Here is a 25,386-nt window from a genome sequence, read left to right as displayed (position 1 = left end):
TCCTTGCCGCAGACGCCGACCTTTCCTCCCTGCGACCTGTTTATCCACACTATGAAGTTCCTGGCCGGTAGCTGCATTGTGGGTCTTCTCCTCATCGAATGGCTGTGCGAAAATAGAGGCATGTCGAAGGAATCCTCGAACGAGCGCGAAATCCCCGAAGGTGCCGCCGGCGCCTCCGGCGGTCACGGCCGCCCGTCCGGGGAACATGGTCGCCCGTCCGGGGAATATGGTCGCCCGTTCGGGGAGCACTTCCGCCCGTCCGGGGATCCAGCCGGCGAGCTCCCTCCTCGCGCGGACCGCCCGATCCAGGTCGACGCCGAGCGGCTGACCATCGGCGAGCTCGACCTTCTCGCCACCTGCGAGGTCCTCGCCGAGCTCGGTGCGCGGGGCTCCGCGCCTCTGGACTCGCTGGACATCGACGGGACGATGACGCTTCTCGAGACCATCGTCGGCCTGGTAGGAGCGCTCGAGTCGCTGCGCGCGCGGACAGCGGTGCACCTCGAGGACGCGGTGAAGGCGGACTGCCTCCGACGGGAGGAGAGCCCCAGGCAGGCCGCGCTGGTGGCCCGCGCCGAAGCGTCGCGGGCGCTGAAGTCCTCCCGCGCGGTCGCAGGGCGCACGCTGGCGACCTCCCGCCGGCTCGTCCGCAGCATGCCCGGGATGATCTCGGCGCTCTCCTCCGCGCGCATGCTCCCGCAGTCCGCCCACAAGGTCGGCTCGGTCCTGGGCCCGGCGACCCCGGAGCAGCGTCGACAGGTCGATGCGATCCTCACCTCCCGGCTCGACGAGCTCGAAGGGTGCGGGCCTCAGCAGTGGGGTGACGAGGCGGCGAGGATCCTCCACTCCCTCGACCCTGCCGGTGCCGCCGCGCGCCACCAGGCCGCGAAGCGGGAGCGGCACGTGACGGTGCGGCGCACCGACCACGGGATGGCGCGGATCACCGCCCTCGTCCCCGGCATCGACGGCGCTCGGATCCGCAAGGGACTCGACGTCGCGGCCGAGAGCGCCCGCGCCCAGGGGGACCGGCGCGGTCACCAGCAGATCATGGCCGACCTCTTCGCCGACGCGCTGATCGGCCGCGGCGACGGCATCGACCCCACGACGCTCGATGTCGGGATCGTCATCACCGACCGGTCCCTCCTCGCCCCCGCGCACGCCGATGCCGCCCTGGTCGAAGGGTTCGGGTCAGTGCCCTACGACCACGTGCGCGAGGAGATGCTCCGCGCGGCCCAGGCCGAGGAGGACACCGGCCTCGCCCTCACGATCCGTCAGCTCTACGCCGATCTCGACCACGGCAATCTGGTCGCGGTGGAGTCACGATCGCGGGCGTTCCCCGCAGCGCTGACCAGGTTCCTCACCCTCGCCCACCAGACCTGCCGCGGACCCCATTGCGACGCCCCGATACGGCAGATCGACCACATCACCCCCTGGTCGCAGGGCGGGGCGACGACCCTCGACAACGGCAACGGCCTCTGCGCCGCATGCAACCAGAAGGAGCTCGCCGGGGAGACCGCACGTGTGGTCCGCGACGAGGACGGCGTGCGCCGCACCGTCCGCTGGACCACCCGTCACGGCCGCAGCGCGACCCGCGGGGCGATCAACCTCGATCCGCTCGGCACCTACCGACGACGATGCGCATCCGCGAGTCGCGCATCCGACACCGATGTTCCGAGAAGCCCCGCGACGGCAGAGCATGCGGCGAGGGAGCGGATCACGGAGCACCGCACGACCGGCGAGCGCGCGGACCGCCGATGCGACGCGATCAACCCTGGGAACAGTGGGCGCGAGAGGCTGCCGCTGGCGAGCGACGAGTCCGGAGATCTGATGAGCCTGCAGCGCGCGCTCACGGATCTGCGCCTGCGGCTCACGGTCATCCCGGATCCGCACCGGATCCACCGTCTCCCGGGCTACCCGGGTGACTGGATCGTGCGACGCGGCAGTCGGGGGAGATAGTCGGGAGGAGATGAGCAGATCCGGGAATCGCGGATCCCGAGTGCCGTGCACCGGCCGACCTCAGCCGGGCGTCGACGCTCAGCCGAGCTGCTCGGACAGCTCCAGCCAGCGCTCCTCGAGTTCCTCGTTCTCCCGCTCGACCTCCTGCAGCTGTGCGGTGATCTCCTGCAGCCCCTGGTAGTCCGACTGGTCGTGCCCGGCGAGCTTCGCGTGCAGGGACTCCGTCTGCTTCTCGAGCTTCTGCATCCGCCGCTCGATCGCGCCGAGCTCCTTCTGCGCCGCATGCGCCTCGGCGCCGGAGAGGGCAGGGGCAACCGCGGAGCTGCCGCCGGACCCGGAGGGCCCTGCGCCGCCCGCCCCGGACCCGGAGCCGGCAGCGCCGGAGGAGCCCGCGCCGGTCGCCCTGCTCGAGGCCGAACCCGCCGCGGCCTCCTCGCTCGCGGCGCGCAGCGCGAGATACTGCTCCACACCGCCCGGCACGTGCCGCACCGTGCCGTCCAGCACCGCGTACTGCGTGTCCGTGATGCGCTCGAGCAGGTAGCGGTCGTGCGAGACCACCAGCAGCGGGCCGGGCCAGGTGTCCAGCAGGTCCTCCATCGCCGCGAGCATGTCCGTGTCCATGTCGTTGGTCGGCTCGTCCAGGACCAGCACGTTCGGCTCCTCGAGCAGCGTCAGCAGCAGGTCCAGGCGACGCTGCTGACCACCCGAGAGCGCCTTGACCTGCACCTTCTGATGCGCCGCGGTGAAGCCCAGGCGCTCGAGCAGCTGACCGGGGGAGACCTCGTCCTTGCCGGCCGTGAACGTGGTGCGGTATCGCCCCACGACATCGCTGACCCGGGAGTCCAGATGCTCCTGCAGCCCCTCGAGCCGCTGGGACACCTGCCGCACGGTCACCGTCTTGCCGCGCTTGACCCGTCCGGCGAGCGGCTCGAGGTCCCCGGTGATCAGCGCGAGCAGCGTCGACTTCCCGGCCCCGTTCGGGCCGAGGATCCCGATCCGGTCCGCCGGGCCGATGTGCAGGGTCACGTCCTCCAGCACGGTCGTGTCGCCGTAGCCGGCGTCGACGTCGAGCACGTCGATCACGTCGCGGCCCAGCCGCGAGGTCGCCAGCTGGGTCAGTGCGACCGTGTCGCGCACGGGTGGCTCGCCGGCGATGAGCTCGTTCGCCGCGTCGATGCGGAACTTCGGCTTCGAGGTCCGCGCCGGCGCGCCGCGGCGCAGCCACGCGAGCTCCTTGCGCATCAGGTTCTGCCGCTTCGACTCGATCGCGGCGGCCTGTCGGTCGCGCTCGACCCGTTGCAGGACGTAGGCGGCGTAGCCGCCCTCGAAGGGCTCGACGATCCCGTCGTGCACCTCCCACATCCGGGTGCACACCGCGTCGAGGAACCAGCGGTCGTGGGTGATGACCACGAGCCCGCCGTCCTTCGCGCTCCAGCGCCGCCGCAGGTGCTCGGCGAGCCAGGCGATGCCCTCGACGTCGAGATGGTTCGTCGGCTCGTCCAGCAGCAGCACGTCCCAGTCGCCGACCAGCAGCTCCGCCAGATGCACGCGGCGCAGCTGCCCGCCCGAGAGGTCCGTGAGCGGCGCGTCGAGAGCGATGCCGCCGAGCAGACCCGCGAGCACGTCGCGGATCCGCGCGTCGGAGGCCCATTCGTACTCGGGCCGGTCGCCCACCACGCGGTCGCGCACGCTCGCCCCGACGGTCGCCTCGTCCTGCTGGGTCAGGACGCCGAGGCGCACCCCGCCCCTGACCGTCACCCGTCCCCCGTGAGGCTCCTGCGCGCGGGAGAGCAGGCGCAGCAGAGTCGACTTGCCGTCGCCGTTGCGGCCGACGACGCCGATGCGGTCGCCCTCGTCGATGCCGACGGTGACGTTGTCGAGCAGCACGCGATCGGGCAGCGCGACGTGGAGGGACTGGGTGCCGAGCAGATGAGCCATGCGGGTGGGGTCCTCCTGGGGGACGGGGAGCGGGGTCGGAGGGTGCCGGGCGGCGCGGGAGCGGACGCTCACCGGGTGCCGTGCGCCGGCCTCAGCCTCCGAGGGGGTCGTCGGACTCGAAGGTGAGCAGCAGGGTGCGGAGCATGCCCGCGAGCTCCGCCTGCTCGGCCGCGGCGAGCGGGCCGAGCAGCTCCCGCTCCGCCTCGAGCAGGCGCTCCATCGCGGCGTCGACACGGGCCACGCCGTCGGGACGCAGCCGCACCTCGACCGCGCGGCCGTCGTGCGGGCTGCGGTTCTTCGAGACCAGGCCGCGGGTGACCAGCTTGTCGATGCGGGTGGTCATGGTGCCGCTGGTCACGAGCGTCTCGTGCATGAGCGCGCCGGGGGAGAGAGCGTCCTCGCCGCTGCGGCGCAGGGCGGAGAGCATGTCGAACTCCCAACCCTCGAGCCCGGCCTCGGAGAAGGCCTCGCGCCGGGCGATCTCGAGATACCGGGTCAGGCGCGAGACGCGGGAGAGGACCGCCAGCGGCGAGACGTCGAGGTCCTCGCGCGCGAGCTCCCAGCCCGCGAGGACGCGGTCGACCTCGTCATGGGGCGGCGCGGCGTCGTCCGCAGGCGTGGTGGGCATGGGGCGAGTCTAGGTTCTCGGTCCGGGCCGCGGTCGACGCGGGCGACGCGGGCGACGCGGGCGACGTGCCGCGCCGGCCGAGACGCTCAGCCCTTCGTCTCCCCGCGCAGCTCGGGCTTCTTCTCCAGCGAGCTCAGCCCGAACCAGGAGAGGTTCACCATCCGCGCGGCGACGACCTCCTTCGAGGGCTTGCGGGTCTCGAGCCACCACTGGCCGGTGTAGGCGACCATGCCCACCAGCATCTGCGCGTACAGCGCGGCGTCCTTGATCGGGTACTTGTGCAGCCGCAGCTGCCTCGCCAGGATCACCTCGACGCGGCGCGAGACGTCCGTGAGCAGGGAGGAGAAGGTCCCCACGGAATGGCTGACGGGGGAGTCGCGCACGAGGATCCGGAAGCCGTCCTCGTTCTCGTCGATGTAGGCGAGGAAGGCCAGCGCCGCGCGCTCCATCAGCATCCGCGGATGGGCGCGCTGATCGGAGAGGGACTCCTCGAGCGCGGTGAGCAGGGTGGAGACCTCGCGGTCCACGACGACCGCGTACAGGCCCTCCTTGCCGCCGAAGTGCTCGTAGACGATCGGCTTGGAGACCTTCGCGCGCGAGGCGATCTCCTCGACCGCGGTCATGTCGAAGCCCTTCTCGGCGAACACCCGCCGGCCGACGAGCACGAGCTGCTCCCGCCGCTCCTTGCCCGTCATCCGGGTCGACCGACCGCGAGGGGCCTCGTTCTCCGCCATGCGGCGAGTCTCCCACACGGCGACCGCACGGTGACCGGCGGGTCAGCGGAGCCCCCGAGCGCGTCGACGGGCGCTGGCCGGGGGCGCCCGGGCGGTAGGATCGCCCCGCGTCCGTGCGCCCGTCGGCCCCGTCCGGCGGTGCCCTGCGCCTGCTCGCAGGCGCTCCGCGACGGGCGCGCTCCGCCATGGTGTAATCGGCAACACCTCAGATTTTGGTTCTGAAGTTTCAGGTTCGAGTCCTGATGGCGGAACGCTCACCGTCCTCCGGGGCGGCGCGGCCGACACCCGTCGATCCCACCCTCGATCTCTAGGAGCTGCCGACGTGGCCACTGCCGAGACCACCGCACCCGCCGCCGTCATCGTCCTGGCCGCCGGCGCCGGGACCCGCATGAAGTCCCGCACCCCCAAGGTGCTCCACGAGATCGGCGGTCGCTCGCTCCTCGTGCACGCGCTCACCGCCGCCGAGGGCACCGGCCCCGGCGAGCTCGTCGTCGTGCTGCGCCACGAGCGCGAGCGCGTCGCCGAGCACCTCGCCGAGCACGCCTCCGAGGTGCGGGTCGCCGACCAGGACGAGATCCCCGGCACCGGCCGCGCCGTCCAGTGCGGCCTCGAGCAGGTCGCCGCGGGCGAGGGCACCGTGCTGGTGACCTACGGCGACGTGCCGCTGCTGGACCCCGCGACGCTGCGCGAGCTGGTCGCCGCCCACGAGGCCGAGGGCGCCGCCGTCACCGTGCTCAGCGCCCGCGTCCCGTACCCCGCCGGCTACGGCCGCATACTGCGCAGCCAGGACGGCTCCGAGGTGCTCGGAATCGTCGAGCACAAGGACGCGACCGACGAGCAGCGCGCGATCGACGAGATCAACTCCGGCATCTACGCCTTCGACCTCGCCGTGCTGCGCGACGCGCTCGGCCGCATCACGACGGACAACGCCCAGGGCGAGATGTACCTCACCGACGTCCTCTCGATCGCGCGGGCCGACGGCCGCTCCGTGCGGGCCGTGGTCACCGAGGACGTGATGATGGTCGAGGGCGTCAACGACCGCGTCCAGCTCGCCCAGCTCGGCGCCGAGATGAACCGCCGCATCCTCGAGCGCCACATGCGCGCCGGCGTCACGATCGTCGACCCCGCCACCACCTGGATCGACGCCGACGTCACCATCGGCCAGGATGCGACGATCCTCCCCGGCGTCCAACTGCACGGCGCCAGCGACATCGGCGCCGAGGCCGTGATCGGCCCGGACACCACCCTGCGCGACACCGAGGTCGGCGCCGGCGCCGAGGTGGTCCGCTCCCACGCGCTGCTCGCCGTGATCGGCGAGGGCGCGACCGTCGGCCCCTTCTCCTACCTGCGCGCCGGCACGGACCTCGGCGCGAAGGGCAAGATCGGCGGCTTCGTCGAGACGAAGAACGCGGTGATCGGCGAGGGCGCGAAGGTGCCCCACCTCAGCTACGTCGGCGACGCCGAGATCGGCGAGGGCACCAACATCGGCGCCGGCACGATCGTGGCTAACTACGACGGGGTGAACAAGCACCGCACCACCGTCGGCCGCCACGTGCGCGTGGGCTCGGACAACGTGCTCGTCGCCCCGGTCACGATCGGTGACGGCGCCGCGACCGGCGCCGGCACCACCGTGCGCAAGGACGTCCCGGCCGGAGCGCTGGGCGTGAACGCTGTCTCGCAGCGGAACATGGAAGGATGGACCCTGCGACGCCGTGCGGGGACCCCGGCCGAGAGCGCGGCCCGGGCCGCCCTCGACGCCGAGCAGGGGTCCGCGGCACAGACGCCCGCAGGAACTGCCGCCGAGGAGCACAAGGAGCACGAGCAGCGATGAGCGGAATCGTCACCACCGGGGAGAAGCGACTGGTCCTCGCCTCAGGACGGGCCCACCCGGTGCTCGCCCAGGAGGTCGCCGAGGAGCTCGGCGTCGAGGTCCTCCCCATGGACGCCTGGGACTTCGCCAACGGGGAGATCTACGTGCGCTACGGCGAGTCCGTGCGCGGCACCGACGTCTTCGTGCTCCAGTCCCACCCCGCTCCCATCAACACCTGGGTGATGGAGCACCTCATCATGATCGACGCGCTCAAGCGCGCCTCCGCCAAGCGCATCACCGCCATCGCGCCGAGCTTCCCCTACGCCCGCCAGGACAAGAAGCACCGCGGCCGCGAGCCGATCTCCGCCCGCCTCATGGCGGACCTCTACGAGACCGCCGGCGTGGACCGCATGATCTCCGTGGACCTCCACGCCCCGCAGGTGCAGGGCTACTTCAACCGGCCGCTGGACCACCTCATGGCGCTGCCGATCCTCGCCGACTACGTGCAGAGGAAGTACGGCGAGGAGGACATCGCCGTGGTCTCCCCGGACGCCGGCCGGATCCGCGTCGCGGAGCAGTGGTCCAAGCGGCTCGGCGGCGTGAACCTCGCCTTCATCCACAAGACCCGCGACACGACGCGCCCCAACCAGGCCGTCGCCAAGCGCGTGATCGGCGACGTCACGGGGAAGACCTGCATCCTCGTCGACGACATGATCGACACCGCCGGCACCATCGTCCAGGCCTCCGACGCGCTGATCGCCAACGGCGCCGCCTCCGTCGTCATCGCCACCACCCACCCGATCCTCTCGGACCCGGCGACCGAGCGGCTGAAGAACTCCCAGGTGCGCGAGGTCGTGTGCACGAACACCCTCCCGGTCCCGCCGGAGAAGCAGTTCGACCGCCTCACCCAGCTCTCCATCGCCCCGCTCCTGGCGCGGGCGATCCGCGCCGTGTTCGACGACGGCTCGGTGACGAGCCTCTTCGACGGCGAGGTCTGAGCCGACGCGGTCCGGGCCGGCCTTTCCTGCGGGCGCGACGCCCCGCGCCGCACGCGGCCGACGGGGAAGCGGCCCCGTTCCCACCGGGGAACGGGGCCGCTTCGTCATGCGGCGGGGTGGTGCCGGGGCTCAGATCAGGAACCGGTTGCCCTTGACGAGGCGGCTCCACTGCCTGCCGAGGCCGAAGGTCTTGTCCAGGAAGGCCCACAGGAAGGTGAAGCCGACCATCAGGCGCGTCACGCCCAGGAGCGTGTAGCCCCAGCCGGCCTTCCGCGTGGCGGTCAGCTCGGCGGCGGCGGGGCGGGCGGGAGTCGCAGCGGCGGGGGTGGCGGCGGCGGCGCTCACGGCAGGTGCTTTTCGGTGTCGACCCGGTCGGTGCCGGATCTCGGTGATGTCGATGATGTCCATGTCAGCGGTGTCGTCCTGACAAGAACAACGGTAGGTCCGACCGGCCGGTCTGCGCGAGGACCAAGGTCACCTATTCGTCCTCCTGACCTGCAGGGACGTAGGTCCCGTCGGGGAGCGGGGCGGGTGGAGGTCGGGGTGGGGCGGCGCGGTGCTGGGTCTCCTCCTCGTGCGGGGCCGCTCACGTCCGCCCGATTCCCCGGCGCCGGGGGGACGACTGCGTGGTAGTGTCTGCGCGTCACTTCGGCGAGGGAGGGGTTCTGCCCCCTCCGTGATCGACGCGGTGCGGATCTCCGGGAGGCGTGCCCTCCCTGTGCCCCGTGGCGTCGCTCATCGTCGAGCCCCGCATCCACGAGGAGCACCACCATGGCTGAGAAGCTGAACGTCGAACTGCGCGAGGACTTCGGCAAGGGCGCTGCCCGCCGTCTGCGCGCCGAGAGCCGCGTCCCCGCCGTCCTGTACGGCCACGGCGAGGCCCCGCTGCACCTGTCGCTGCCCGGTCACGAGACCGCGCTCGCGGCCCGCAACCCCAACGCCCTCCTCGAGCTGCAGCTCGCCGACGGCACCTCCCACCTGGCCCTGATCAAGGAGATCCAGCGCCACCCGCTCAAGCGCTCGCTGAACCACCTCGATCTGATCATCGTCAAGAAGGGCGAGAAGGTCGAGGTCGACATCCCCGTCGTCCTGGCCGGTGAGGCCGTGTCCCCCGCGGTCGCGATGGTCGACCTGCAGTCGCTGACCCTCTCGGTCGACGCGCTCAAGGTCCCCGAGCAGATCGAGATCGACGTCGAGGGCAAGGAGGACGGCTACCAGCTCTTCGCCGGTGACGTCGTCCTCCCGGGCGACGCCGAGCTCGTCACCGACGCCGAGATCCTCGTGGTCTCCGTCATGGTGCCGCGCGTGGCCGAGGAGGACCTCGAGCCGGTCGTCGACGAGGACGCCGAGGGCGAGACCGAGGCCGAGGGCGGGGACGCCGAGTCCTCCGAGGGCTCCGAGGAGGAGTGACCCCTCCGGACGGGGGAGCGCGGGCACGACGCCCGCCGGCTCCCCGTCCGCTCCGTTGCTCACACACCGCCTGCCGGGGCGTCGCGCATCGCGCGGCGCCCCGGTACGGTGTCCGGGGTCGTGCGCCGCCGCGCACCGGTGAGAACGAGGAGCATCATGACCGTGAGCGAGCGCCGCCCCGGGCCGTACCTGGTGGTGGGCCTGGGCAACCCCGGCCCTAAGTACGCCGCGACCAGGCACAACATCGGCCAGATGGTCCTGGACCACATCGCCGACGCCGCCGGCGGACGCTTCGCGGCCGCCAAGCGCGCCCAGGCCGTCGTGCTGGAGGGCCGCCTCGGCGCCCCCGGCGCCGGCGAGCGGGTGATCCTCGCGAAGACCACCACCTACATGAACGTCTCCGGCGGTCCGGTGAAGGCGCTGGCCGCCTACTACGGCATCGACCCCGAGCAGGTCGTCGTCGTCCACGACGAGGTCGACATCCCCTTCGACGCGGTGCGCCTGAAGCGCGGCGGCGGCGAGGGCGGCCACAACGGCCTGCGCGACATCTCCAAGGCGCTGGGAACCAAGGACTACCTGCGCGTCCGCGTCGGGGTGGGCCGGCCTCCGGGCGGCCGCGACACCGCCGATCACGTGCTCGCCCCCTTCACCTCCACCGAGCGCCGCACGCTCGAGCTGCTGATCTCGGACGCCGCCGACGCCGTCGAGGCCGTCGTCCTCGAGGGCCTCACCGCCGCTCAGCAGCGCTTCCACTCCCGGGAGGACCGATGACCGCACCGACCGACGCCGCACGCACCGGCCGGGCCGACGGCGCAGGCCCCGATGCCGTGGGCGTCGAGCGGTCCGCCCCGCCGCTCGCCCCGCTGCTCGCGCGCCTCGCCGAGGGCGCCGACCTCACCGCGATCCGCGAGCTCGTCGAGTCCGCCGGCGCGGACGAGGACAGTGGCCCGGGCGGGGACATCGTCGCCGCGACCGCGCTGTTCCCCTTCGCCGTCGCGGACCTCGCACGTCGCGCGAGCGCCGAGTCGCCGCTGGTCGTGGTCACCTCCACCACCCGCGCCGCCGAGGATCTCCGGGCGGCGCTGAGCGTCCTCGTCGGCACCGCGCACGTCGCCGAGCTGCCCGCTTGGGAGACCCTGCCCCATGAGCGGCTCTCCCCGCGCGCCGACACCGTCGCCAAGCGCTTGAAGACCCTGCGCCGCATCGCCCATCCGGAGACCGAGGATCCGGTGCACGTGCTGCTGATGCCCGTGCGCTCCCTGCTCCAGCCGATCGCGACCGGCCTCGGCGACCTCCGTCCCGTCCGGGCGCTGGTGGGGGAGGAGCACCCCCTCGAGGACCTGGAGCAGGAGCTCGTCGACGCCGCCTACGTGCGCGTGGACATGGTCGAGAAACGCGGCGAGTTCGCGGTGCGCGGCGGGATCCTGGACGTCTTCCCGCCCACCGAGCCGCATCCCGTGCGCGTGGACCTCTTCGGGGACGAGATCGATGACGTGCGGTACTTCGCCGTCGCCGACCAGCGCTCGCTCGATCCCGTCCCGCACGGGCTCGACGCCCCGCCCTGCCGCGAGATCCTGCTGACCCCCTCGGTGCGCGAGCGCGCCCGCGCCCGCGCCGAGGAGCTGCCCGGTGTGCGCGACCTGCTGCTGCGCATCGCCGACGGCATCGCCGCCGACGGCATGGAATCCCTCAGCCCCGTCCTCGTGGACGGCATGGAGCAGGTCGCCGACGTGCTCCCCGCCGGCGCCCGCTTCCTCGTCGTCGACCCGGAGAAGGCGCGCGCCCGCTCCGAGGAGCTCGTCGCCACGACCGACGAGTTCCTCGCCGCGGCCTGGTCCAGCGCCGCCGCCGGCGGGGGACTCCCGATCGACGTGGGGGCGGCGAGCTTCGTGCCCCTGTCGGAGGCGAAGGGCCACGCCCTCGAGGGCGGCCGCGCCTGGTTCACCCTGGCCGCCTTCGGCCTCGACGCCGACCTCGACCTGACCACCTCCGGCACGTCCACCCACCCCGGTTACTCCGGCAAGCCCGCCGACGCCGCGAAGGACCTCGAGCGCCGCCGCGCCGACGGCTGGTCCGTCCTCGCGACCATGGCCGGCACGGGCGGGGCCCGCCACGCCGCCGAGAACCTCCGCGGCGAGGGCATGGCGGCCGTCTTCGCCGAGCGGCTGGAGGGACCCGTCGAGCCCGGCGAGGCCGTCGTCACCGTCGGCCCCTTCGCCGAGGGGCTCGTCGCCGAGGACCTGAAGCTGGTCCTCGCCTCCGAGCGCGACCTCACCGGCAAGTCCGGGGCGCGCCGCGGCGAGGAGCGGAGGATGCCCTCCCGCCGCCGCAACGTCGTCGACCCGCTCCAGCTGCGGCCCGGCGACCACGTCGTCCACGCCCACCACGGCGTGGGCCGCTTCGTGGAGATGACCAGCCGCACCGTCGGCACCGGCGCGAAGCGCACCACCCGCGAGTACCTCGTCATCGAGTACGCGGCCTCGAAGAAGGGCCAGCCCGGCGACCGGCTCTACGTCCCCTCCGACCAGCTCGACCAGGTCACCAAGTACGTCGGCGGCGAGGAGCCGTCCGTCAACCGCATGGGCGGCGCCGACTGGGCGAAGACCAAGTCGAAGGCCCGCAAGGCGATCCGCGAGATCGCCGACGAGCTGGTGCGCCTGTACTCCGCCCGGCAGTCCGCGCCCGGCCACGCCTTCGGCCCCGACACCCCCTGGCAGCGGGAGCTCGAGGACTCCTTCGAGTTCGTCGAGACCCCGGACCAGCTCTCCACCATCGAGGACGTCAAGAAGGACATGGAGAAGCCGGTCCCGATGGACCGCCTGATCCTCGGCGACGTCGGCTACGGGAAGACGGAGATCGCGGTGCGCGCCGCCTTCAAGGCCGTCCAGGACGGCAAGCAGGTCGCCGTGCTCGCCCCGACGACGCTGCTGGCCCAGCAGCATCTCGACACCTTCTCCGAGCGGTACACGGGCTTCCCCGTGACCGTGAAGGGGCTCAGCCGCTTCCAGTCCGCTGCCGACTCCGAGGCGACGGTCGAGGGGCTGCGCGAGGGCAGCGTCGACATCGTGATCGGCACCCACCGCCTGCTCACCGGCAACGTGCGCTTCAAGGACCTGGGGCTGCTGATCATCGACGAGGAGCAGCGCTTCGGCGTCGAGCACAAGGAGACGCTCAAGGCGCTGCGCACGAACGTGGATGTGCTGTCCATGTCGGCGACCCCCATCCCGCGCACCCTCGAGATGGCCGTGACCGGCATCCGGGAGATGTCCATCCTCGCGACCCCGCCCGAGGAGCGCCATCCGGTGCTGACCTACGTCGGCGCCGACGAGGACCGCCAGATCGCCGCCGCGATCCGGCGCGAGCTGCTGCGCGAGGGGCAGGTCTTCTACATCCACAACCGGGTCGAGGACATCGACCGCGTCGCCGCGCACCTGCGCGAGCTGGTGCCGGACGCCCGCGTCGCCGTCGCCCACGGCAAGATGAACGAGCACCAGCTCGAGCGCGTGATCGTCGACTTCTGGGAGCGGGACTTCGACGTGCTCGTGTGCACCACGATCGTCGAGACCGGCCTGGACATCGCCAACGCCAACACCCTGATCGTCGAGAACGCGGACCGCTTCGGGCTCTCGCAGCTGCACCAGCTGCGCGGGCGCGTGGGCCGCTCGAGCGAGCGCGCCTACGCCTACTTCCTCTACAACGCGGGCAAGCCGCTCACCGAGACCGCCCACGACCGCCTCACCACCCTCGCCACCAACACCGACCTCGGCGCCGGCATGCAGGTGGCGATGAAGGACCTCGAGATCCGCGGCGCCGGCAACCTGCTCGGCGGCGAGCAGTCCGGGCACATCGCCGGCGTGGGCTTCGACCTGTACGTGCGCATGGTCGGGGAGGCCGTCGCGGCCTTCCGCGGCGAGTCGAGCGCGCCGGAGAAGGAGATCCGGGTCGAGCTGCCGCTGGACGCGCACGTCCCGCACGACTACATCGGCTCCGAGCGACTGCGGCTCGAGGCCTACGCGAAGCTCTCCGCGGTGCGCGAGGTCTCCGAGATCGAGCAGGTCCGCGCCGAGCTCGCCGACCGCTACGGCCCGCTGCCCGCGCCGGTGGAGGTGCTGCTGGACGTGGCCCGCTTCCGGATCGACGCCCGTGCCGCCGGGGTCGACGAGGTCCAGGCCCAGGGGAAGATGATCCGCTTCGCCCACCTCGAGCCCGCCGACTCCGTCGCGATGCGGATGAAGCGCCTGTACCCGGGCACGCTGCTCAAGCCCGCCCTGCGCCAGGTGCTCGTGCCCCGACCGATGACCTCCCGCTTCGGCGGCACCGAGCTGCGCGACCACGCGCTGCTCGAGTGGGCGCGCGAGGTGCTGCGCGTGCTCGTGCCCTCCGCGGCCGAGCAGATCTCCGCGCCCGTCGTGCAGGCGGAGGCGGGGTCGGGGCCGGCGAGGAAGTAGCCTCGCCACCGTGAGCACCGCGCAGAGCCCCGTCCCGTCCGATCCCGCCCCGCGCGGCAGCGCCCTGCTGCGGGCCGTGGAGGTGATGGAGGCGCTGCGGGCGCCGCGCGGCGACGCCTGGACCCACCGGCAGACCCACGCCTCGCTCGCCCGCTACCTCCTCGAGGAGACCCACGAGGTGCTCGAGGTGATCGACGACCCCGCCGGCCACGGCCCCGGGGCGCTGCCTGACGAGCTCGGCGACCTGCTCTTCCAGATCCTCTTCCACGCGCGCGTGGGCCAGGAGGAGGAGCCGGCCTGGGACGTGGACGACGTGGCCCGCTCCTTCGTCGCGAAGATGGAGCGGCGCAACCCGCACGTCTTCGGCGACGCGCCCGAGCAGGCGCTCGAGGACCCCGCCGACGTCGAGCAGATCATCGCGCAGTGGCACGCCGTCAAGGCTCAGGAGAAGCAGCAGGTCCAGCAGGACCGGCAGGACCAGGAGAGCTCCGGGGCGGCTCCGACGCGCCCCCGAGGCTGGGCCGAGGGGATCCCCGCCGAGCTGCCCGCCCTGCAGACCGCGGCGAAGATCGTCCACCGCGCGCGATCGGCCGGCGGGCTCGAGCAGCTGCTCGCGGCGGCCGACGCCGCGGCCTCGGCCGAGGACGCCGGCGACTGGGGCGGCGACCTCGGCCGGGCGCTGCTCGACCTGGTCGTGGCCGCCGAGGGCCGCGACGACGATCCCGAGACCGCGCTGCGCGCCCTGCTCGCGAGGACCGTCCGCGAGCTCGAGCAGGGCACCTGCGCCTGACCGGGGCACTCGTCCGCCGTCGGCGCCCTCCGGCCGCAACCGCGGGCACGGGGGCGCGTGGCGGGCGCCGCTCGGCCTAGACTGTCGGGCGGACGGTCAGCGCCGACCGGACGATTCGAACTTCATCACCGAAGGAAGGAACAGCCCATGGCAGCCCTGATCGAAGCACTCCTCGCCCGAGAGATCCTCGACTCCCGCGGCAACCCCACCGTCGAGGTCGAGATCCTGCTCGACGACGGCACGTTCGAGCGCGCGGCGGTCCCCTCCGGCGCCTCGACCGGCCAGTTCGAGGCCGTCGAGCGCCGCGACGGCGACAAGGACCGCTACCTCGGCAAGGGCACGCTCGACGCCGTCAACGCCGTGATCACCGAGATCCTGCCGGCGATCCACGGCATGGACGTCCAGGAGCAGCGCGCGATCGATCAGGCGATGCTCGATCTCGACGGCACCAAGAACAAGGGCACCCTCGGCGCGAACGCCATCCTCGGCGTCTCCCTCGCCGTGGCGCGCGCCGCCGCGGCCTCCGCGGGCGTGCCGCTGTACCAGTACGTCGGCGGCCCGAACGCGCACATCCTGCCCGTCCCGATGATGAACATCCTCAACGGCGGCTCCCACGCGGACTCCAACGTCGACATCCAGGAGTTCATGATCGCGCCGATCGGCGCGGAGACCTTCACCGAGGCCATGCGCGTCGGCGCCGAGGTCTACCACGCGCTGAAGGCCGTGCTCAAGGAGCGGGGCCTGGCGACCGGTCTCGGCGACGAGGGCGGCTTCGCCCCGAACCTCGACTCCAACCGCGCCGCGCTCGACCTGATCGTCGAGGCCATCGGCAAGGCCGGCTTCGAGGCAGGCGAGGACGTCGCGCTCGCGCTCGACGTCGCGGCCTCCGAGTTCTTCGAGGACGGCGCCTACACCTTCGAGGGCGCGAAGAAGACCTCCGCCGAGATGGTGGATTACTACGCCGAGCTCGTCGACGCCTACCCGCTGGTCTCCATCGAGGACCCGCTGGACGAGGAGGACTGGGACGGCTGGAAGGCCATCACCGAGCGCCTCGGCACCAAGACGCAGCTCGTGGGCGACGACCTCTTCGTCACCAACCCCGAGCGCCTCGGCCGCGGCATCGACGAGGGCGCCGGCAACGCGCTGCTGGTCAAGGTCAACCAGATCGGCTCGCTCTCCGAGACCCTCGACGCCGTGGACCTCGCGCACCGCGCGGGCTTCAAGGCCATGATGTCCCACCGCTCCGGCGAGACCGAGGACACCACCATCGCTGACCTGTCCGTAGCGACCAACTGCGGCCAGATCAAGTCGGGCGCCCCCGCCCGCGGCGAGCGCGTGGCCAAGTACAACCAGCTGCTCCGCATCGAGGAGGAGCTCGGCGAGGCCGCCCGCTACGCCGGCGCCTCCGCCTTCCCGCGCTACACGGCGTGATCGCCGCCGCCCGGGCGCACCGCGTTTCCCGCGCGGCGCGTCCAGGCGGAGGCCGTATCCTCTAGCGCATGAGCAGCAGACGACCGGGCGCCCCGCGATCGACGAGGCGCCCGGTCGCCGCGTCCGGGGCCCGTCGCACCGGTGCGCGCTCGACCTCGCGCCCGTCGGCCGCCCCCGGCCGCGGCGGCGCCGCTCGCCCCGGCGGGACCAGGCAGTCCGCCTCCGCCGGCACCGGCGGCGACCGCAGCCGGGGCCCCGCCGCCGCCTCCCGCCCCGCCACCGCCCCCTCCCGCGCCGACGGCCCGGACGGGCCCGGCATCACGATCACGCGCCGCACCCTCGTGCTGGTCGCGCTCGTCGTGGTGGCGCTGGCGGCCCTCGTGCCGACCGTGAACTCCTACGTGGCCCAGCGCCAGAAGCTGTCCGACCTGCAGGGCCAGGTCGCCCAGCAGGAGGCGGAGGTCGAGGACCTGCGCGAGCAGGTCGCGCAGTGGGAGGACCCCACCTATGTCGCCGCCCGCGCCCGCGAGCGCCTCCTGTTCGCGATGCCTGGGGAGACCCAGTACCGCCTCACCGACACCTCCGGCCAGGACGTCCCTCTCACCGAGGCGCAGCAGGCCGAGGAGGCCGCGAAGGAGGGCGCGTGGTACTCGACCCTCTGGGAGAGCGTCGAGGGCTCGAGCCGCCTGACCCCCGAGGACATCCCCGACGAGACCGGCTCGACCGACGAGGACGTCCCGGCCGAGGACCCCGCCGACACCACCGATCAGGACGACGACCAGTGACCTCACTCGCCCCCCTTCCCCACGAGACGCCTGCCTCGCCGCGCGACCTCGAGATCATGCGCCTCCAGCTCGGCCGCGACATGCGCGGCGTCGTCTCGATCGCGCGGCGCTGCGGCTGCGGGCGCCCCGCCGTGGTGCGCACCGCGCCGCGCCTCGAGGACGGCACCCCGTTCCCGACCTCGCTGTACCTCACCCTTCCCTGGCTCACCCTCGAGCTCTCCCGGCTCGAGGCGACCGGTCTGATGGCCGAGCTCACCGAGCGTCTCGAGAGCGACGAGCAGCTCGCCGCCCCGTACCGCGCGGCGCACGAGCGCTATCTCGCGCGCCGCGCCGAGATCGGCGAGGCGGAGGAGGTCGCGCACGTCAGCGCCGGCGGCATGCCCACGCGCGTCAAGTGCCTCCACGCTCTCGCGGGCCAGTCCCTCGCCGAGGGACCGGGCATCAACCTCGTCGGTGACCAGGTGCTCGCGATGATCGACGGCGCCGCGCCCGAGCTCGTGTGCCGCTGCCAGGACGAGGAGCCCGGGACCGACCCCGACGAGCACGGCACCGACGAGGCCGAGGAGGGACGATGAGCGCGCCCGTCGCCGCGATCGACTGCGGCACCAACTCGATCCGCCTGCTGATCGCCCGGCGCGACGAGGCCACCGGGCGCCTCGTCGACCTCGAGCGGCACCTGGAGATGGTCCGCCTCGGGCTCGGCGTGGACCGCACCGGACGCTTCGACCCCGTCGCCGTCGAGCGCACGCTGGACGCCGCCCGCCGATACCAGGCGCTGGTGGAGCACCACGGCGTGCGCCGCGAGGACGTCCGCTTCGTGGCCACCTCCGCGACCCGCGACGCCTCCAACCGCGAGGACTTCATCTCCGGCGTCCGCGCGATCCTCGGCATCGACCCCGAGGTCATCTCCGGCCAGGAGGAGGCGGAGCTCTCCTACCGCGGCGCGGTCAGCACCGTCGAGGGCCTGCCCGCAGGGCCCGCGCTGGTGGTGGACATCGGCGGCGGCTCCACCGAGCTGGTGCTCGGCACCACCGCCCCCACCCACCGCATCAGCCTGGACATGGGATCGGTCCGCCTCACCGAGCGCCACCTGCGCTCGGACCCGCCCGCCGCCGACGAGATCGCCGCCGCCACGGCGGACATCGACGCCCTGCTGGACGAGGCCGCGGAGGCGATCCCGCTGGAGCGGGTCGCCTCGCTCGTCGGCGTCGCCGGGACGGTGACCACGGTCACCGCGGTCGCCACCGGGATCCGGGACTATCGTCCCGATGTCACCCACGGCGCCGCCCTCCCCGTCGACGAGGTCCGTGCGCTGTGCGAGGCGCTGCTGCGGGAGACCCGCGAGGAACGGTCGCGCCACCAGGTGATCCATCCCGGGCGTATCGACGTCATCGGCGCGGGCGCGCTGATCTGGTCGCGCATCGTCGAGCGCGTCGCCGCCGCCTCCGGCATCGCCGAGACCCGCACGAGCGAGCACGACATCCTGGACGGGATGGCGCTGGATCTGCTGGACCACGCGCCCTGAGACCCTCCGCGCGTGGGGCGGTGACCACCTGACGAGGTGCTTTTGTCTCAGCGACCATACGGTCCTAGGCTGTGGTACATGACCAACACCTTCGGCGGCAAGCCCCATGTCCTCATCCTCGGCGGTGGTTCCGTCGGCATGACCACTGCGTCCGAGCTGCGCAAGACGCTCGGAGCGGAGGTCGCGATCACCGTCGTGGACCCGCGCCCGTACATGACCTATGCGCCCTTCCTCCCCGAGGTCGGCGCCGGCAGCATCGATCCCCGCAACGTGCTCGCGCCGCTGCGCAAGATCCTCACCGGCACCAAGGTCGTCACCGGCTCCGTCGCGGCGATCCGCAGCGCCGAGCACACCGTGGTGGTGGACACCGAGGAGGGCGAGCAGCTCGAGATCTCCTACGACTACCTCGTCGTGGGCCTCGGCGCCGTCCCGCGTCTGCTCCCGATCCCGGGCCTGGCCGAGAACGCGATCGGCTTCAAGCAGGTCGAGGAGGCCACGGCTGTCCGCGATCGCATCCTCGCCAATCTCGCCGAGGCGGCGACCACGAAGGATCCCAAGCTCCGCAAGCGCCTGCTCACCTTCACCTTCATCGGCGGCGGCTTCGCCGGCGGCGAGGCCGTGTCCGAGGCCGAGGACATGGTGCGCGATGCCCTGCGCTACTACCCCGACCTCCACGCCTCCGACATCCGCTTCGTGCTCGTCGACGGCGCCCCCTTCATCTTCCCGGAGCTCACCGAGGACCAGCGCGCCTACGTGCTGAACCAGCTGCGCGAGCGCGGCATCGAGGTCAAGCTCGAGACCTTCCTGAACTCCGCCGAGAACGGCGTGATCAAGACCAGCGACGGCGACGAGTTCGAGACCGACCTGCTCGTGTGGAACGCGGGCGTCAAGCCCAACCCGGTGCTCTTCGACGAGGAGACCTCCGACCTCCCGATCGTCACCGAGCGCGGGCCGCTCATGGGCAAGGTCCAGGTCCTGCCCGACCTGCGAGTCAACGGCGAGGACGGCCCCTTCGACGACGTCTTCGCCGCCGGTGACTGCGCCGCCGTGCCGGACCTCGCCTCGGGCGAGGGCAAGTTCTGCCCGCCCAACGCCCAGCACGCGGTGCGCCAGGCCAAGCGCCTGGCCGACAACATCGCGCGCTCCGTCCAGGGCCGCCCGCTGGTGGACTACTACCACAAGAACCTCGGCGTCTTCGCGACCCTCGGCATGTACAAGGGCGTCGGCCGCCTGATGCTCGGCGAGAAGGAGCTGGACATCCGCGGCCTGCCGGCCTGGGCGATGGCCCGCTCGTACCACCTCTACGCGATGCCGACGATCGGCCGTAAGGTGTCCGTCGCCGCTGGCTGGGTGGGCAACCTCGTCTCCCGCCGCGACATCATCGGCATCCCGCAGGCGGAGACCCCGCGCGCCGCCTTCGAGCTCGCCGCGAGCTCCGGCAAGAAGAAGTGAGCCGCGCGGGACGCCGCTGAGCGTCCCCCGACACGACGCCGTCGCCCCCCAGGGGGCGGCGGCGTCGTCACGTTCGAGGCCCGTGTGAGCGAGTATCCTCGGATGGTCACGCATACGAGCACGTTCGCGCACGCGGCTGCGGCGCGGCGCAGAGCATCCGGCGCCCGGCCGGAGAGGGGCAGGAGCATGCAGATCCACATCGTGGAGGACGCCGCGGCCGGAGGCGTCGTCGTCGCCGACGAGATCCAGCGCGTCCTCGAGCGCGCGGGCGACCGGGGCCCGGTGCTGGGCCTGGCGACCGGCTCCTCGCCGCTGCCCGCGTACCAGGAGCTGATCCGCCGCCACCGCGAGGAGGGGCTCTCCTTCGCCGACGCGCGCGCCTTCCTCCTCGACGAGTACGTGGGCCTGCCCGACGAGCACGAGCAGAGCTACCACCGCTTCATCCGCGAGAACCTCGTCTCCCACATCGACCTGCCGGAGGAGAGGGTCGACTCCCCGGACGGCACCGCAGAGGACCCGCACGCCGAGGCCGTGGCCTATGACGGACGCATCCGGGACGCCGGGGGAGTGGACGTGCAGATCCTCGGCATCGGCTCCAACGGGCACATCGCTTTCAACGAGCCCGGCAGCTCCCTCGGCTCCCGCACCCGGGTCGTGGGCCTGACCCGCTCGACCATCGCCGACAACTCGCGCTACTTCGCCAGCCGCGAGGACGTCCCGATCCAGGCCCTCAGCCAGGGGCTCGGGACCATCCTCGAGGCACGGCGGATCGTGCTGGTCGCCTCCGGGGAGAACAAGGCCGCGGCCATCGCCCAGCTCGTCGAGGGCGGGATCAGCGCGCGCTGGCCCGCGACCGTGCTGCAGATGCATCCCGAGGTCGTCGTCGTCGTCGACGAGGCCGCCGCCTCCCGCCTCGAGCTGCACGAGGACTACCGTCACGAGCGCCGCCTCGAGGAGGCCGAGCGCGCCGCGCGCTCCCACTGAGACCGATACCACCGGGTCCCGGGCGGGACCACCCTCCCCGGCAGGGGCCCGGTGGGCGCAGGGCCGATACGATCGCCCTCATGCAGCAGGCCGATCCCTCCCCCTCCTCCTCTCGCACAGCCCCCGACGCCGCGACCACGACCCCCGAGGCGCCGCGCGGCGCCCTGGATCGCTGGTTCCACATCACCGCACGCGGCTCGACGATCCCCCGGGAGATCCGCGGCGGCATCGTCACCTTCTTCTCGATGTGCTACATCGTGGTGCTGAACCCCCTGATCATCGGCACGGTCCCGGACTCGACCGGGATGTACCTCGGCGGCGGCACCGAGCCGAACCTCCCCGCCGTCGCCGCCGGCACCGCGCTCATCGCAGGACTGCTGAGCATCTTCATGGGGGCGTGGGCGAAGTTCCCGCTGGCGCTGGCCGCCGGGCTCGGGCTGAACGCCTATCTCGCCTACTCCGTCGTCCCGCTGCCGGGCATGACCTGGGGCGGCGCCATGGGCCTCGTCGTCATCGAGGGCGTCGTCATCCTGCTGCTGGTGCTCAGCGGCTTCCGCAAGGCCGTCTTCGACGCCGTCCCGGCCTTCCTCAAGACCGCGATCGCCGTCGGCATCGGGCTGTTCATCGCCTTCCTGGGCCTGTACAACGCGAAGTTCGTGACGACCGCGAACGGCACCCCGGTCCAGCTCGGCAACGACGGGTCCCTCACCGGCTGGCCCACCTTCGTGTTCGTCGCCGGGCTGCTGCTCATGTTCGTGCTGTGGGTGCGCAAGGTCCCCGGCGCGATCCTCATCGCCATCGTCACCGCGACCGCGCTGTCGATCGTGATCGAGCGCGTGCTCCACCTGGGCGCCTTCGCCCCGGCCGGCGCCGACGGCCCCGGCAATCCGGGCGGGTGGGCGATGAACGTCCCGGCCGTCTCCGAGCTCCCGGTCCAGCTGCCCGACTTCTCCACGCTGCTGACCGTCGACCCGATCAGCGGGATCACCGCCGCGGGAGCGGTCGGCGCGAGCGTCATCGTCTTCTCGCTGCTGCTGGCCGACTTCTTCGACACCATGGGCACCATGGTCGGGGTCGCCGCGGGGGCGGACCTCGTCGACGAGCAGGGCGACATCCCGCACTCCCAGCGGATCCTCGTGGTCGACTCCGCGGCGGCGATCGCCGGCGGCATGGGCGGCGTCTCCTCGAACACGAGCTTCGTCGAGTCCACCTCCGGCGTCGCCGAGGGCGCGCGCACCGGGCTGTCCGCGGTGGTCGTCGGCGTGCTGTTCCTGCTCTCGACCTTCCTCTCGCCGCTCGTGGGGATGGTGCCCTACGAGGCGGCGACCCCGGCGCTGGTGATGGTCGGCTTCCTGATGATGACCCAGATCACCGACATCGACTTCACCGACGTCGAGATCGCGATCCCCGCGTTCCTCACGATCATCCTGATGCCCTTCGCGTACTCGATCACCGTGGGCATGGGCGCCGGCTTCATCATGTACGTGCTGCTGAAGCTGGTGCGGGGCAAGGCACGCTCGATCCCCTGGTTGATGTACGTGATCGCCCTGATGTTCGTCGCGTACTTCCTGCGCGGCGCGGTCGAGGGCCTGCTGCTGTGACCGATCCCGGGGCGGAGGCCGAGATCGCCGAGCTCGCCGCCGAGCTGCAGCGCCTGCTGCTGGTCTCCTCGCGGATCCTGCGCTCGCACACCGCCTCTCATACGGTCTCCGCCTCGCAGTTCTCGGTGCTCGCGCACCTGGACCGGGCGGAGGAGTCCACCCCGGGGACGCTGGCCGACTTCGAGCACGTGAGCCCTCCGGTGATGACCCGCGTGCTCGGCCGCCTCGAGGAGGCGGGGCTCGTCCGCCGCTCCGCCCACCCCGAGGACGGTCGGCAGGTGCGGGTGACCCTCACCGACCGGGGCAGGGAGCTGGTGCGGGCCGGCCGCGCGGAGCGGGACGCCTGGCTGCGCTCCCGTCTCGACGGGATCAGCGCCGAGGAGCGGGAGAGCCTGCGCGAGGCGACCGCCCTGCTGCGGCGCACGCTGGTCCCGCCGCGGGACTGACGGGGCGCGGAGGGACGCAGAGACAGTGGCGCCGGGATGCCGTCGCGGGCGAGCGGGGCGCCGCCCCGGGATCACGGCGACGCAGAAGCGAGGCGACGCAGAAGCGCGGCACCGCCTCCGCCCGCACCGCGAAGAGCCTTGCCGCGGCCCTGCATCGACTCCCCGCTCGCACGTGCCGCGCGCATGAAGGGCCCCGTCCGAGGACGGGGCCCTTCGTGGTCTGCGGGACGCGTGATCCCCGCGGTCGGGCGGGCCGACGCGCAGCGGTCAGCGCGCGGGAGCCGTCCGGCCCGGCGAGGTGCTCAGGAGACGGCGTCGGCCGAGCGGTCGAGCACGTGGTCCAGGACCGCGATCAGCGCGGCGACGTCCTGCTCGTCCACGGCCGGGAAGGTCGCGATGCGCAGCTGGTTGCGTCCGAGCTTGCGGTAGGGCTCGATGTCGACGATCCCGTGGGCCCGCAGCACGGAGGTGATGGCCGTGGCGTCGATCGAGTCGTCGACGTCGAGGGTGGTCACGACCTGCGAGCGCGCCGCCGGATCCGTCACGAAGGGGGTGATCTCCTCGCGCCGCTGCGCCCATGCTTGGAGCATGCCGCTGGTGGTGCGGGTGCGGGAGTCGGCCCAGGCGAGACCGCCCTGGGCGAGCATCCATTCGATCTGCTCGGCCATCAGCACCAGGGTCGCCACCGCCGGGGTGTTGAGCGTCTGCTCCTTGCGGGAGTTGTCGATCGCGGCGGCGAGGGAGAGGAAGGACGGGATCCAGCGGTCCTGCGCCGTGCCGAGCCGCTCCGCGCGCTCGATCGCGGCGGGGGAGAGGATCGCGAGCCACAGCCCGCCGTCGGAGGCGAAGGCCTTCTGCGGGGCGAAGTAGTACGCGTCCGTCGCCGAGACGTCCACCTGCGCGGCGCCGGCCACGGAGGTCGCGTCCACGAGCACGAGCTGGTCCTCGCGCGCGCCCTCGGGACGGGCGACCGGGACCATCACGCCGGTCGAGGTCTCGTTGTGCGGCCAGGCATAGGCGTCCACGTCCTCGGAGAAGCGAGGGGCGGGGCAGCTCCCCGGCTCGGCGCGGAGGACCTCGGGCTCCGCGAGATGCGGTGCGCCGGCGGCCTCTGCGGCGAACTTCTGCGAGAACTCGCCGAGCACGAGGTGCTGGGAGCGCTTCTCGATCAGCCCGTAGGCGGCCACGTCCCAGAACGCGGTGGAGCCTCCGTTGCCGAGCACCACCTCGTACCCCTCGGGAAGGGAGAAGAGCTCGGCCAGGCCCTGACGGACCCGAGCGACGACCTGCTTGACCGGCGCCTGACGGTGGGAGGTGCCCATCACCGTGCGGGACACCGAGGAGAGCGCCTCCATCTGCGCATCGCGCACCCGGGAGGGACCGGAGCCGAAGCGTCCGTCGGAGGGCAGGAGCTCCGAGGGGATGGTCAGGGCGCGCAGGGCGTCGGTGCGAGCGGTGCTGGCAGCGGTCATTCGAGCTCTCCTCACGAGGACGGTCCGGGCCGCCCGGTGACGAGGCGGCCCGGGGGCATTCTTCCAGGAACCTGCTTCGACGCCTCGTTCGGTCCGGGGAGCGTCGGGAGTGCGGGCCGGCTGACGCTCCCGGGGCACGGTCCGTGCGAGGATCAGGGCATGAGCCGTGCCGATCTCGAGAAGCAGCCGTTCGACGTCGCGACGATGTTCGACGGCATCGCCCGCCGCTACGACCTGATGAACGACGTCGCCGCGATGGGGCAGGTCGGGATGTGGCGCGAGAAGATGGTCGAGTCCCTCGACATCGCTGCGGGGGACCAGGTCCTGGACCTCGCCGCCGGCACCGGCACCTCGAGCGCCGCCATCGCCCGCGCCGGCGCGCAGGTGGTCGCCGCCGACTTCTCGCTCGGGATGATGACCGAGGGCCGCCGACGAGGTGCGCCGGTCCCGTTCGTGGGCGCCGACGCCCAGCACCTACCCTTCGCGGACGACTCCTTCGAGGCCGCGGTGATCTCCTTCGGCCTGCGCAACGTCCATGAGCCGCGCCTGGCGCTCGCAGAGATGTCCCGGGTGGTGCGCCCGGGCGGCCGCGTCGTGGTGTGCGAGTTCTCGACGCCGACGTGGCGTCCTTTCCGGGCGGTCTACGAGAACTACCTGCTGCGTGCGCTGCCGGCCGTGGCACGCCGCGTCGCCACGAGCGCCGACGCCTACGACTACCTCGCCGAGTCGATCCTGGACTGGCCGGACCAGGAGGCGCTGCGCGGATGGTTCGCACAGGCCGGCCTCGAGCAGGTCCAGTACCGGAACCTCAGCGGGGGCATCGTCGCCCTGCACCGTGGAGTGGTGCCCGCTCGCTGACCTCCCTCGATCCTCGCGCTGACCTGCACGGACAGGCGAGGCGAGGATAGGCATCAGGGCCGATGCGCGCATCGGCGGGGAGCGATGTGGTCGAGGCCACCTCGAAAAGGGCCGTTCTGGCTT

21 protein-coding genes and 1 tRNA gene are annotated in these 25,386 nt (G+C 72.5%); 17 read left to right on the top strand and 5 right to left on the bottom strand.

What is annotated here, in order from left to right; translation table 11 throughout:
- Nucleotides 1–120: 120 nt before the first annotated feature.
- Complete coding sequence (locus Y09_RS09645; protein ID WP_053917519.1) at nucleotides 121–1,953, top strand: HNH endonuclease signature motif containing protein; 1,833 nt, start codon at nucleotides 121–123, stop codon at nucleotides 1,951–1,953.
- 78 nt (nucleotides 1,954–2,031) lie between these two features.
- On the opposite strand, the gene Y09_RS09640 is transcribed toward Y09_RS09645, so the two are convergent.
- The 3 genes from Y09_RS09640 to Y09_RS09630 all read right to left on the bottom strand — a co-directional run bounded on the left by Y09_RS09640 (nucleotide 2,032) and on the right by Y09_RS09630 (nucleotide 5,253).
- The gene (locus Y09_RS09640; protein WP_053917518.1) at nucleotides 2,032–3,891 is read right to left on the bottom strand and encodes an ABC-F family ATP-binding cassette domain-containing protein; all 1,860 of its coding nucleotides are present in this window, start codon (nucleotides 3,889–3,891) and stop codon (nucleotides 2,032–2,034) included.
- 91 nt (nucleotides 3,892–3,982) lie between these two features.
- Nucleotides 3,983–4,519 carry a MarR family winged helix-turn-helix transcriptional regulator gene (locus Y09_RS09635; RefSeq protein ID WP_053917517.1) on the bottom strand — a complete coding sequence of 179 codons (537 nt, stop codon included), beginning with the start codon at nucleotides 4,517–4,519 and terminating at the stop codon, nucleotides 3,983–3,985.
- A gap of 86 nt (nucleotides 4,520–4,605) precedes the next feature.
- Entirely contained in the window at nucleotides 4,606–5,253 is a 648-nt protein-coding gene (locus Y09_RS09630; protein WP_053917516.1) for a TetR/AcrR family transcriptional regulator, read from the bottom strand.
- A gap of 179 nt (nucleotides 5,254–5,432) precedes the next feature.
- On the opposite strand from Y09_RS09630, the gene Y09_RS09625 reads away from it, so the two are divergent.
- The 3 genes from Y09_RS09625 (at nucleotide 5,433) to Y09_RS09615 (ending at nucleotide 8,061) form a co-directional block, all read left to right on the top strand.
- Nucleotides 5,433–5,504, top strand: a tRNA-Gln gene (locus Y09_RS09625).
- Nucleotides 5,505–5,575: 71 nt separating this feature from the next.
- Nucleotides 5,576–7,084 (top strand): bifunctional UDP-N-acetylglucosamine diphosphorylase/glucosamine-1-phosphate N-acetyltransferase GlmU, encoded by a 1,509-nt coding sequence (glmU, locus tag Y09_RS09620; RefSeq protein ID WP_053917515.1) that lies wholly within the window; start codon nucleotides 5,576–5,578, stop codon nucleotides 7,082–7,084.
- Nucleotides 7,081–8,061: a ribose-phosphate diphosphokinase gene (locus Y09_RS09615; protein ID WP_010551089.1), complete on the top strand. Its 981-nt coding sequence runs from the start codon at nucleotides 7,081–7,083 to the stop codon at nucleotides 8,059–8,061. Before glmU ends, Y09_RS09615 begins: the two co-directional genes overlap by 4 nt.
- 129 nt (nucleotides 8,062–8,190) lie before the next feature.
- Here Y09_RS09615 and Y09_RS09610 read toward each other — a convergent pair whose 3' ends face one another.
- Nucleotides 8,191–8,406 (bottom strand): hypothetical protein, encoded by a 216-nt coding sequence (locus tag Y09_RS09610; RefSeq protein WP_234695688.1) that lies wholly within the window; start codon nucleotides 8,404–8,406, stop codon nucleotides 8,191–8,193.
- 426 nt (nucleotides 8,407–8,832) lie between these two features.
- Between Y09_RS09610 and Y09_RS09605 the strand changes: the two genes are divergently transcribed.
- From Y09_RS09605 to Y09_RS09550, 12 genes are all read left to right on the top strand, one after another.
- Nucleotides 8,833–9,471, top strand: coding sequence for a 50S ribosomal protein L25/general stress protein Ctc (locus tag Y09_RS09605; RefSeq protein ID WP_053917514.1), 639 nt, complete (start codon nucleotides 8,833–8,835; stop codon nucleotides 9,469–9,471).
- 156 nt (nucleotides 9,472–9,627) lie between these two features.
- The gene (pth, locus tag Y09_RS09600; protein ID WP_010551092.1) at nucleotides 9,628–10,242 is read left to right on the top strand and encodes an aminoacyl-tRNA hydrolase; all 615 of its coding nucleotides are present in this window, start codon (nucleotides 9,628–9,630) and stop codon (nucleotides 10,240–10,242) included.
- A complete protein-coding gene (gene mfd, locus Y09_RS09595) occupies nucleotides 10,239–13,919 on the top strand; it encodes a transcription-repair coupling factor (RefSeq protein ID WP_082358742.1) in 3,681 nt (1,226 codons plus the stop codon). Before pth ends, mfd begins: the two co-directional genes overlap by 4 nt.
- A gap of 10 nt (nucleotides 13,920–13,929) precedes the next feature.
- Complete coding sequence (locus Y09_RS09590; RefSeq protein WP_053917513.1) at nucleotides 13,930–14,709, top strand: MazG nucleotide pyrophosphohydrolase domain-containing protein; 780 nt, start codon at nucleotides 13,930–13,932, stop codon at nucleotides 14,707–14,709.
- Between the two features lie 147 nt (nucleotides 14,710–14,856).
- Nucleotides 14,857–16,140 (top strand): phosphopyruvate hydratase, encoded by a 1,284-nt coding sequence (gene eno, locus Y09_RS09585; protein ID WP_053917512.1) that lies wholly within the window; start codon nucleotides 14,857–14,859, stop codon nucleotides 16,138–16,140.
- Nucleotides 16,141–16,208: 68 nt separating this feature from the next.
- Nucleotides 16,209–16,925 (top strand): septum formation initiator family protein, encoded by a 717-nt coding sequence (locus tag Y09_RS17530; RefSeq protein WP_053917511.1) that lies wholly within the window; start codon nucleotides 16,209–16,211, stop codon nucleotides 16,923–16,925.
- A complete protein-coding gene (locus tag Y09_RS09575; protein ID WP_053917510.1) occupies nucleotides 16,922–17,500 on the top strand; it encodes a DUF501 domain-containing protein in 579 nt (192 codons plus the stop codon). The genes Y09_RS17530 and Y09_RS09575 overlap by 4 nt, the downstream gene beginning before the upstream one ends.
- Nucleotides 17,497–18,450, top strand: coding sequence for an exopolyphosphatase (locus Y09_RS09570; RefSeq protein WP_053917509.1), 954 nt, complete (start codon nucleotides 17,497–17,499; stop codon nucleotides 18,448–18,450). Before Y09_RS09575 ends, Y09_RS09570 begins: the two co-directional genes overlap by 4 nt.
- 78 nt (nucleotides 18,451–18,528) lie before the next feature.
- On the top strand, nucleotides 18,529–19,902 hold the full coding sequence (locus Y09_RS09565; protein ID WP_053917508.1) for an NAD(P)/FAD-dependent oxidoreductase: 1,374 nt from the start codon (nucleotides 18,529–18,531) through the stop codon (nucleotides 19,900–19,902).
- A gap of 186 nt (nucleotides 19,903–20,088) precedes the next feature.
- Nucleotides 20,089–20,886, top strand: a complete 798-nt coding sequence (gene nagB, locus Y09_RS09560) for a glucosamine-6-phosphate deaminase (RefSeq protein ID WP_053917507.1) — start codon at nucleotides 20,089–20,091, stop codon at nucleotides 20,884–20,886.
- A gap of 80 nt (nucleotides 20,887–20,966) precedes the next feature.
- Entirely contained in the window at nucleotides 20,967–22,487 is a 1,521-nt protein-coding gene (locus Y09_RS09555; protein WP_053917506.1) for an NCS2 family permease, read from the top strand.
- Nucleotides 22,484–22,933: a MarR family winged helix-turn-helix transcriptional regulator gene (locus tag Y09_RS09550; RefSeq protein WP_053917505.1), complete on the top strand. Its 450-nt coding sequence runs from the start codon at nucleotides 22,484–22,486 to the stop codon at nucleotides 22,931–22,933. The genes Y09_RS09555 and Y09_RS09550 overlap by 4 nt, the downstream gene beginning before the upstream one ends.
- Nucleotides 22,934–23,235: 302 nt before the next feature.
- Here the strand turns inward: Y09_RS09550 and serC are convergent, their stop codons facing one another.
- Nucleotides 23,236–24,405, bottom strand: a complete 1,170-nt coding sequence (gene serC, locus Y09_RS09545) for a phosphoserine transaminase (protein ID WP_053917504.1) — start codon at nucleotides 24,403–24,405, stop codon at nucleotides 23,236–23,238.
- 159 nt (nucleotides 24,406–24,564) lie between these two features.
- Between serC and Y09_RS09540 the strand changes: the two genes are divergently transcribed.
- On the top strand, nucleotides 24,565–25,263 hold the full coding sequence (locus Y09_RS09540) for a demethylmenaquinone methyltransferase (protein ID WP_053917503.1): 699 nt from the start codon (nucleotides 24,565–24,567) through the stop codon (nucleotides 25,261–25,263).
- The last annotated feature ends 123 nt before the right edge of the window (nucleotides 25,264–25,386 follow it).

Origin of the sequence: Brachybacterium sp. SW0106-09 (assembly GCF_001293905.1) — a bacterium.
Classification (GTDB): Bacteria; Actinomycetota; Actinomycetes; order Actinomycetales; family Dermabacteraceae; genus Brachybacterium; species Brachybacterium conglomeratum.
Note: the sequence above shows the minus strand (reverse complement) of the source record. Positions and strands in the feature narration are given on the sequence as shown.

Excerpts from the sequence above, each read along its gene's own strand:
- Y09_RS09645 (WP_053917519.1), top strand. The coding sequence starts at position 121 with ATGTCGAAGGAATCCTCGAACGAGCGCGAAATCCCCGAAGGTGCCGCC.
- Y09_RS09640 (WP_053917518.1), bottom strand. The coding sequence starts at position 3,891 with ATGGCTCATCTGCTCGGCACCCAGTCCCTCCACGTCGCGCTGCCCGAT.
- Y09_RS09635 (WP_053917517.1), bottom strand. The coding sequence starts at position 4,519 with ATGCCCACCACGCCTGCGGACGACGCCGCGCCGCCCCATGACGAGGTC.
- Y09_RS09630 (WP_053917516.1), bottom strand. The coding sequence starts at position 5,253 with ATGGCGGAGAACGAGGCCCCTCGCGGTCGGTCGACCCGGATGACGGGC.
- Y09_RS09615 (WP_010551089.1), top strand. The coding sequence starts at position 7,081 with ATGAGCGGAATCGTCACCACCGGGGAGAAGCGACTGGTCCTCGCCTCA.
- Y09_RS09605 (WP_053917514.1), top strand. The coding sequence starts at position 8,833 with ATGGCTGAGAAGCTGAACGTCGAACTGCGCGAGGACTTCGGCAAGGGC.
- pth (WP_010551092.1), top strand. The coding sequence starts at position 9,628 with ATGACCGTGAGCGAGCGCCGCCCCGGGCCGTACCTGGTGGTGGGCCTG.
- mfd (WP_082358742.1), top strand. The coding sequence starts at position 10,239 with ATGACCGCACCGACCGACGCCGCACGCACCGGCCGGGCCGACGGCGCA.
- eno (WP_053917512.1), top strand. The coding sequence starts at position 14,857 with ATGGCAGCCCTGATCGAAGCACTCCTCGCCCGAGAGATCCTCGACTCC.
- Y09_RS17530 (WP_053917511.1), top strand. The coding sequence starts at position 16,209 with ATGAGCAGCAGACGACCGGGCGCCCCGCGATCGACGAGGCGCCCGGTC.
- Y09_RS09570 (WP_053917509.1), top strand. The coding sequence starts at position 17,497 with ATGAGCGCGCCCGTCGCCGCGATCGACTGCGGCACCAACTCGATCCGC.
- Y09_RS09565 (WP_053917508.1), top strand. The coding sequence starts at position 18,529 with ATGACCAACACCTTCGGCGGCAAGCCCCATGTCCTCATCCTCGGCGGT.
- nagB (WP_053917507.1), top strand. The coding sequence starts at position 20,089 with ATGCAGATCCACATCGTGGAGGACGCCGCGGCCGGAGGCGTCGTCGTC.
- Y09_RS09555 (WP_053917506.1), top strand. The coding sequence starts at position 20,967 with ATGCAGCAGGCCGATCCCTCCCCCTCCTCCTCTCGCACAGCCCCCGAC.
- serC (WP_053917504.1), bottom strand. The coding sequence starts at position 24,405 with ATGACCGCTGCCAGCACCGCTCGCACCGACGCCCTGCGCGCCCTGACC.
- Y09_RS09540 (WP_053917503.1), top strand. The coding sequence starts at position 24,565 with ATGAGCCGTGCCGATCTCGAGAAGCAGCCGTTCGACGTCGCGACGATG.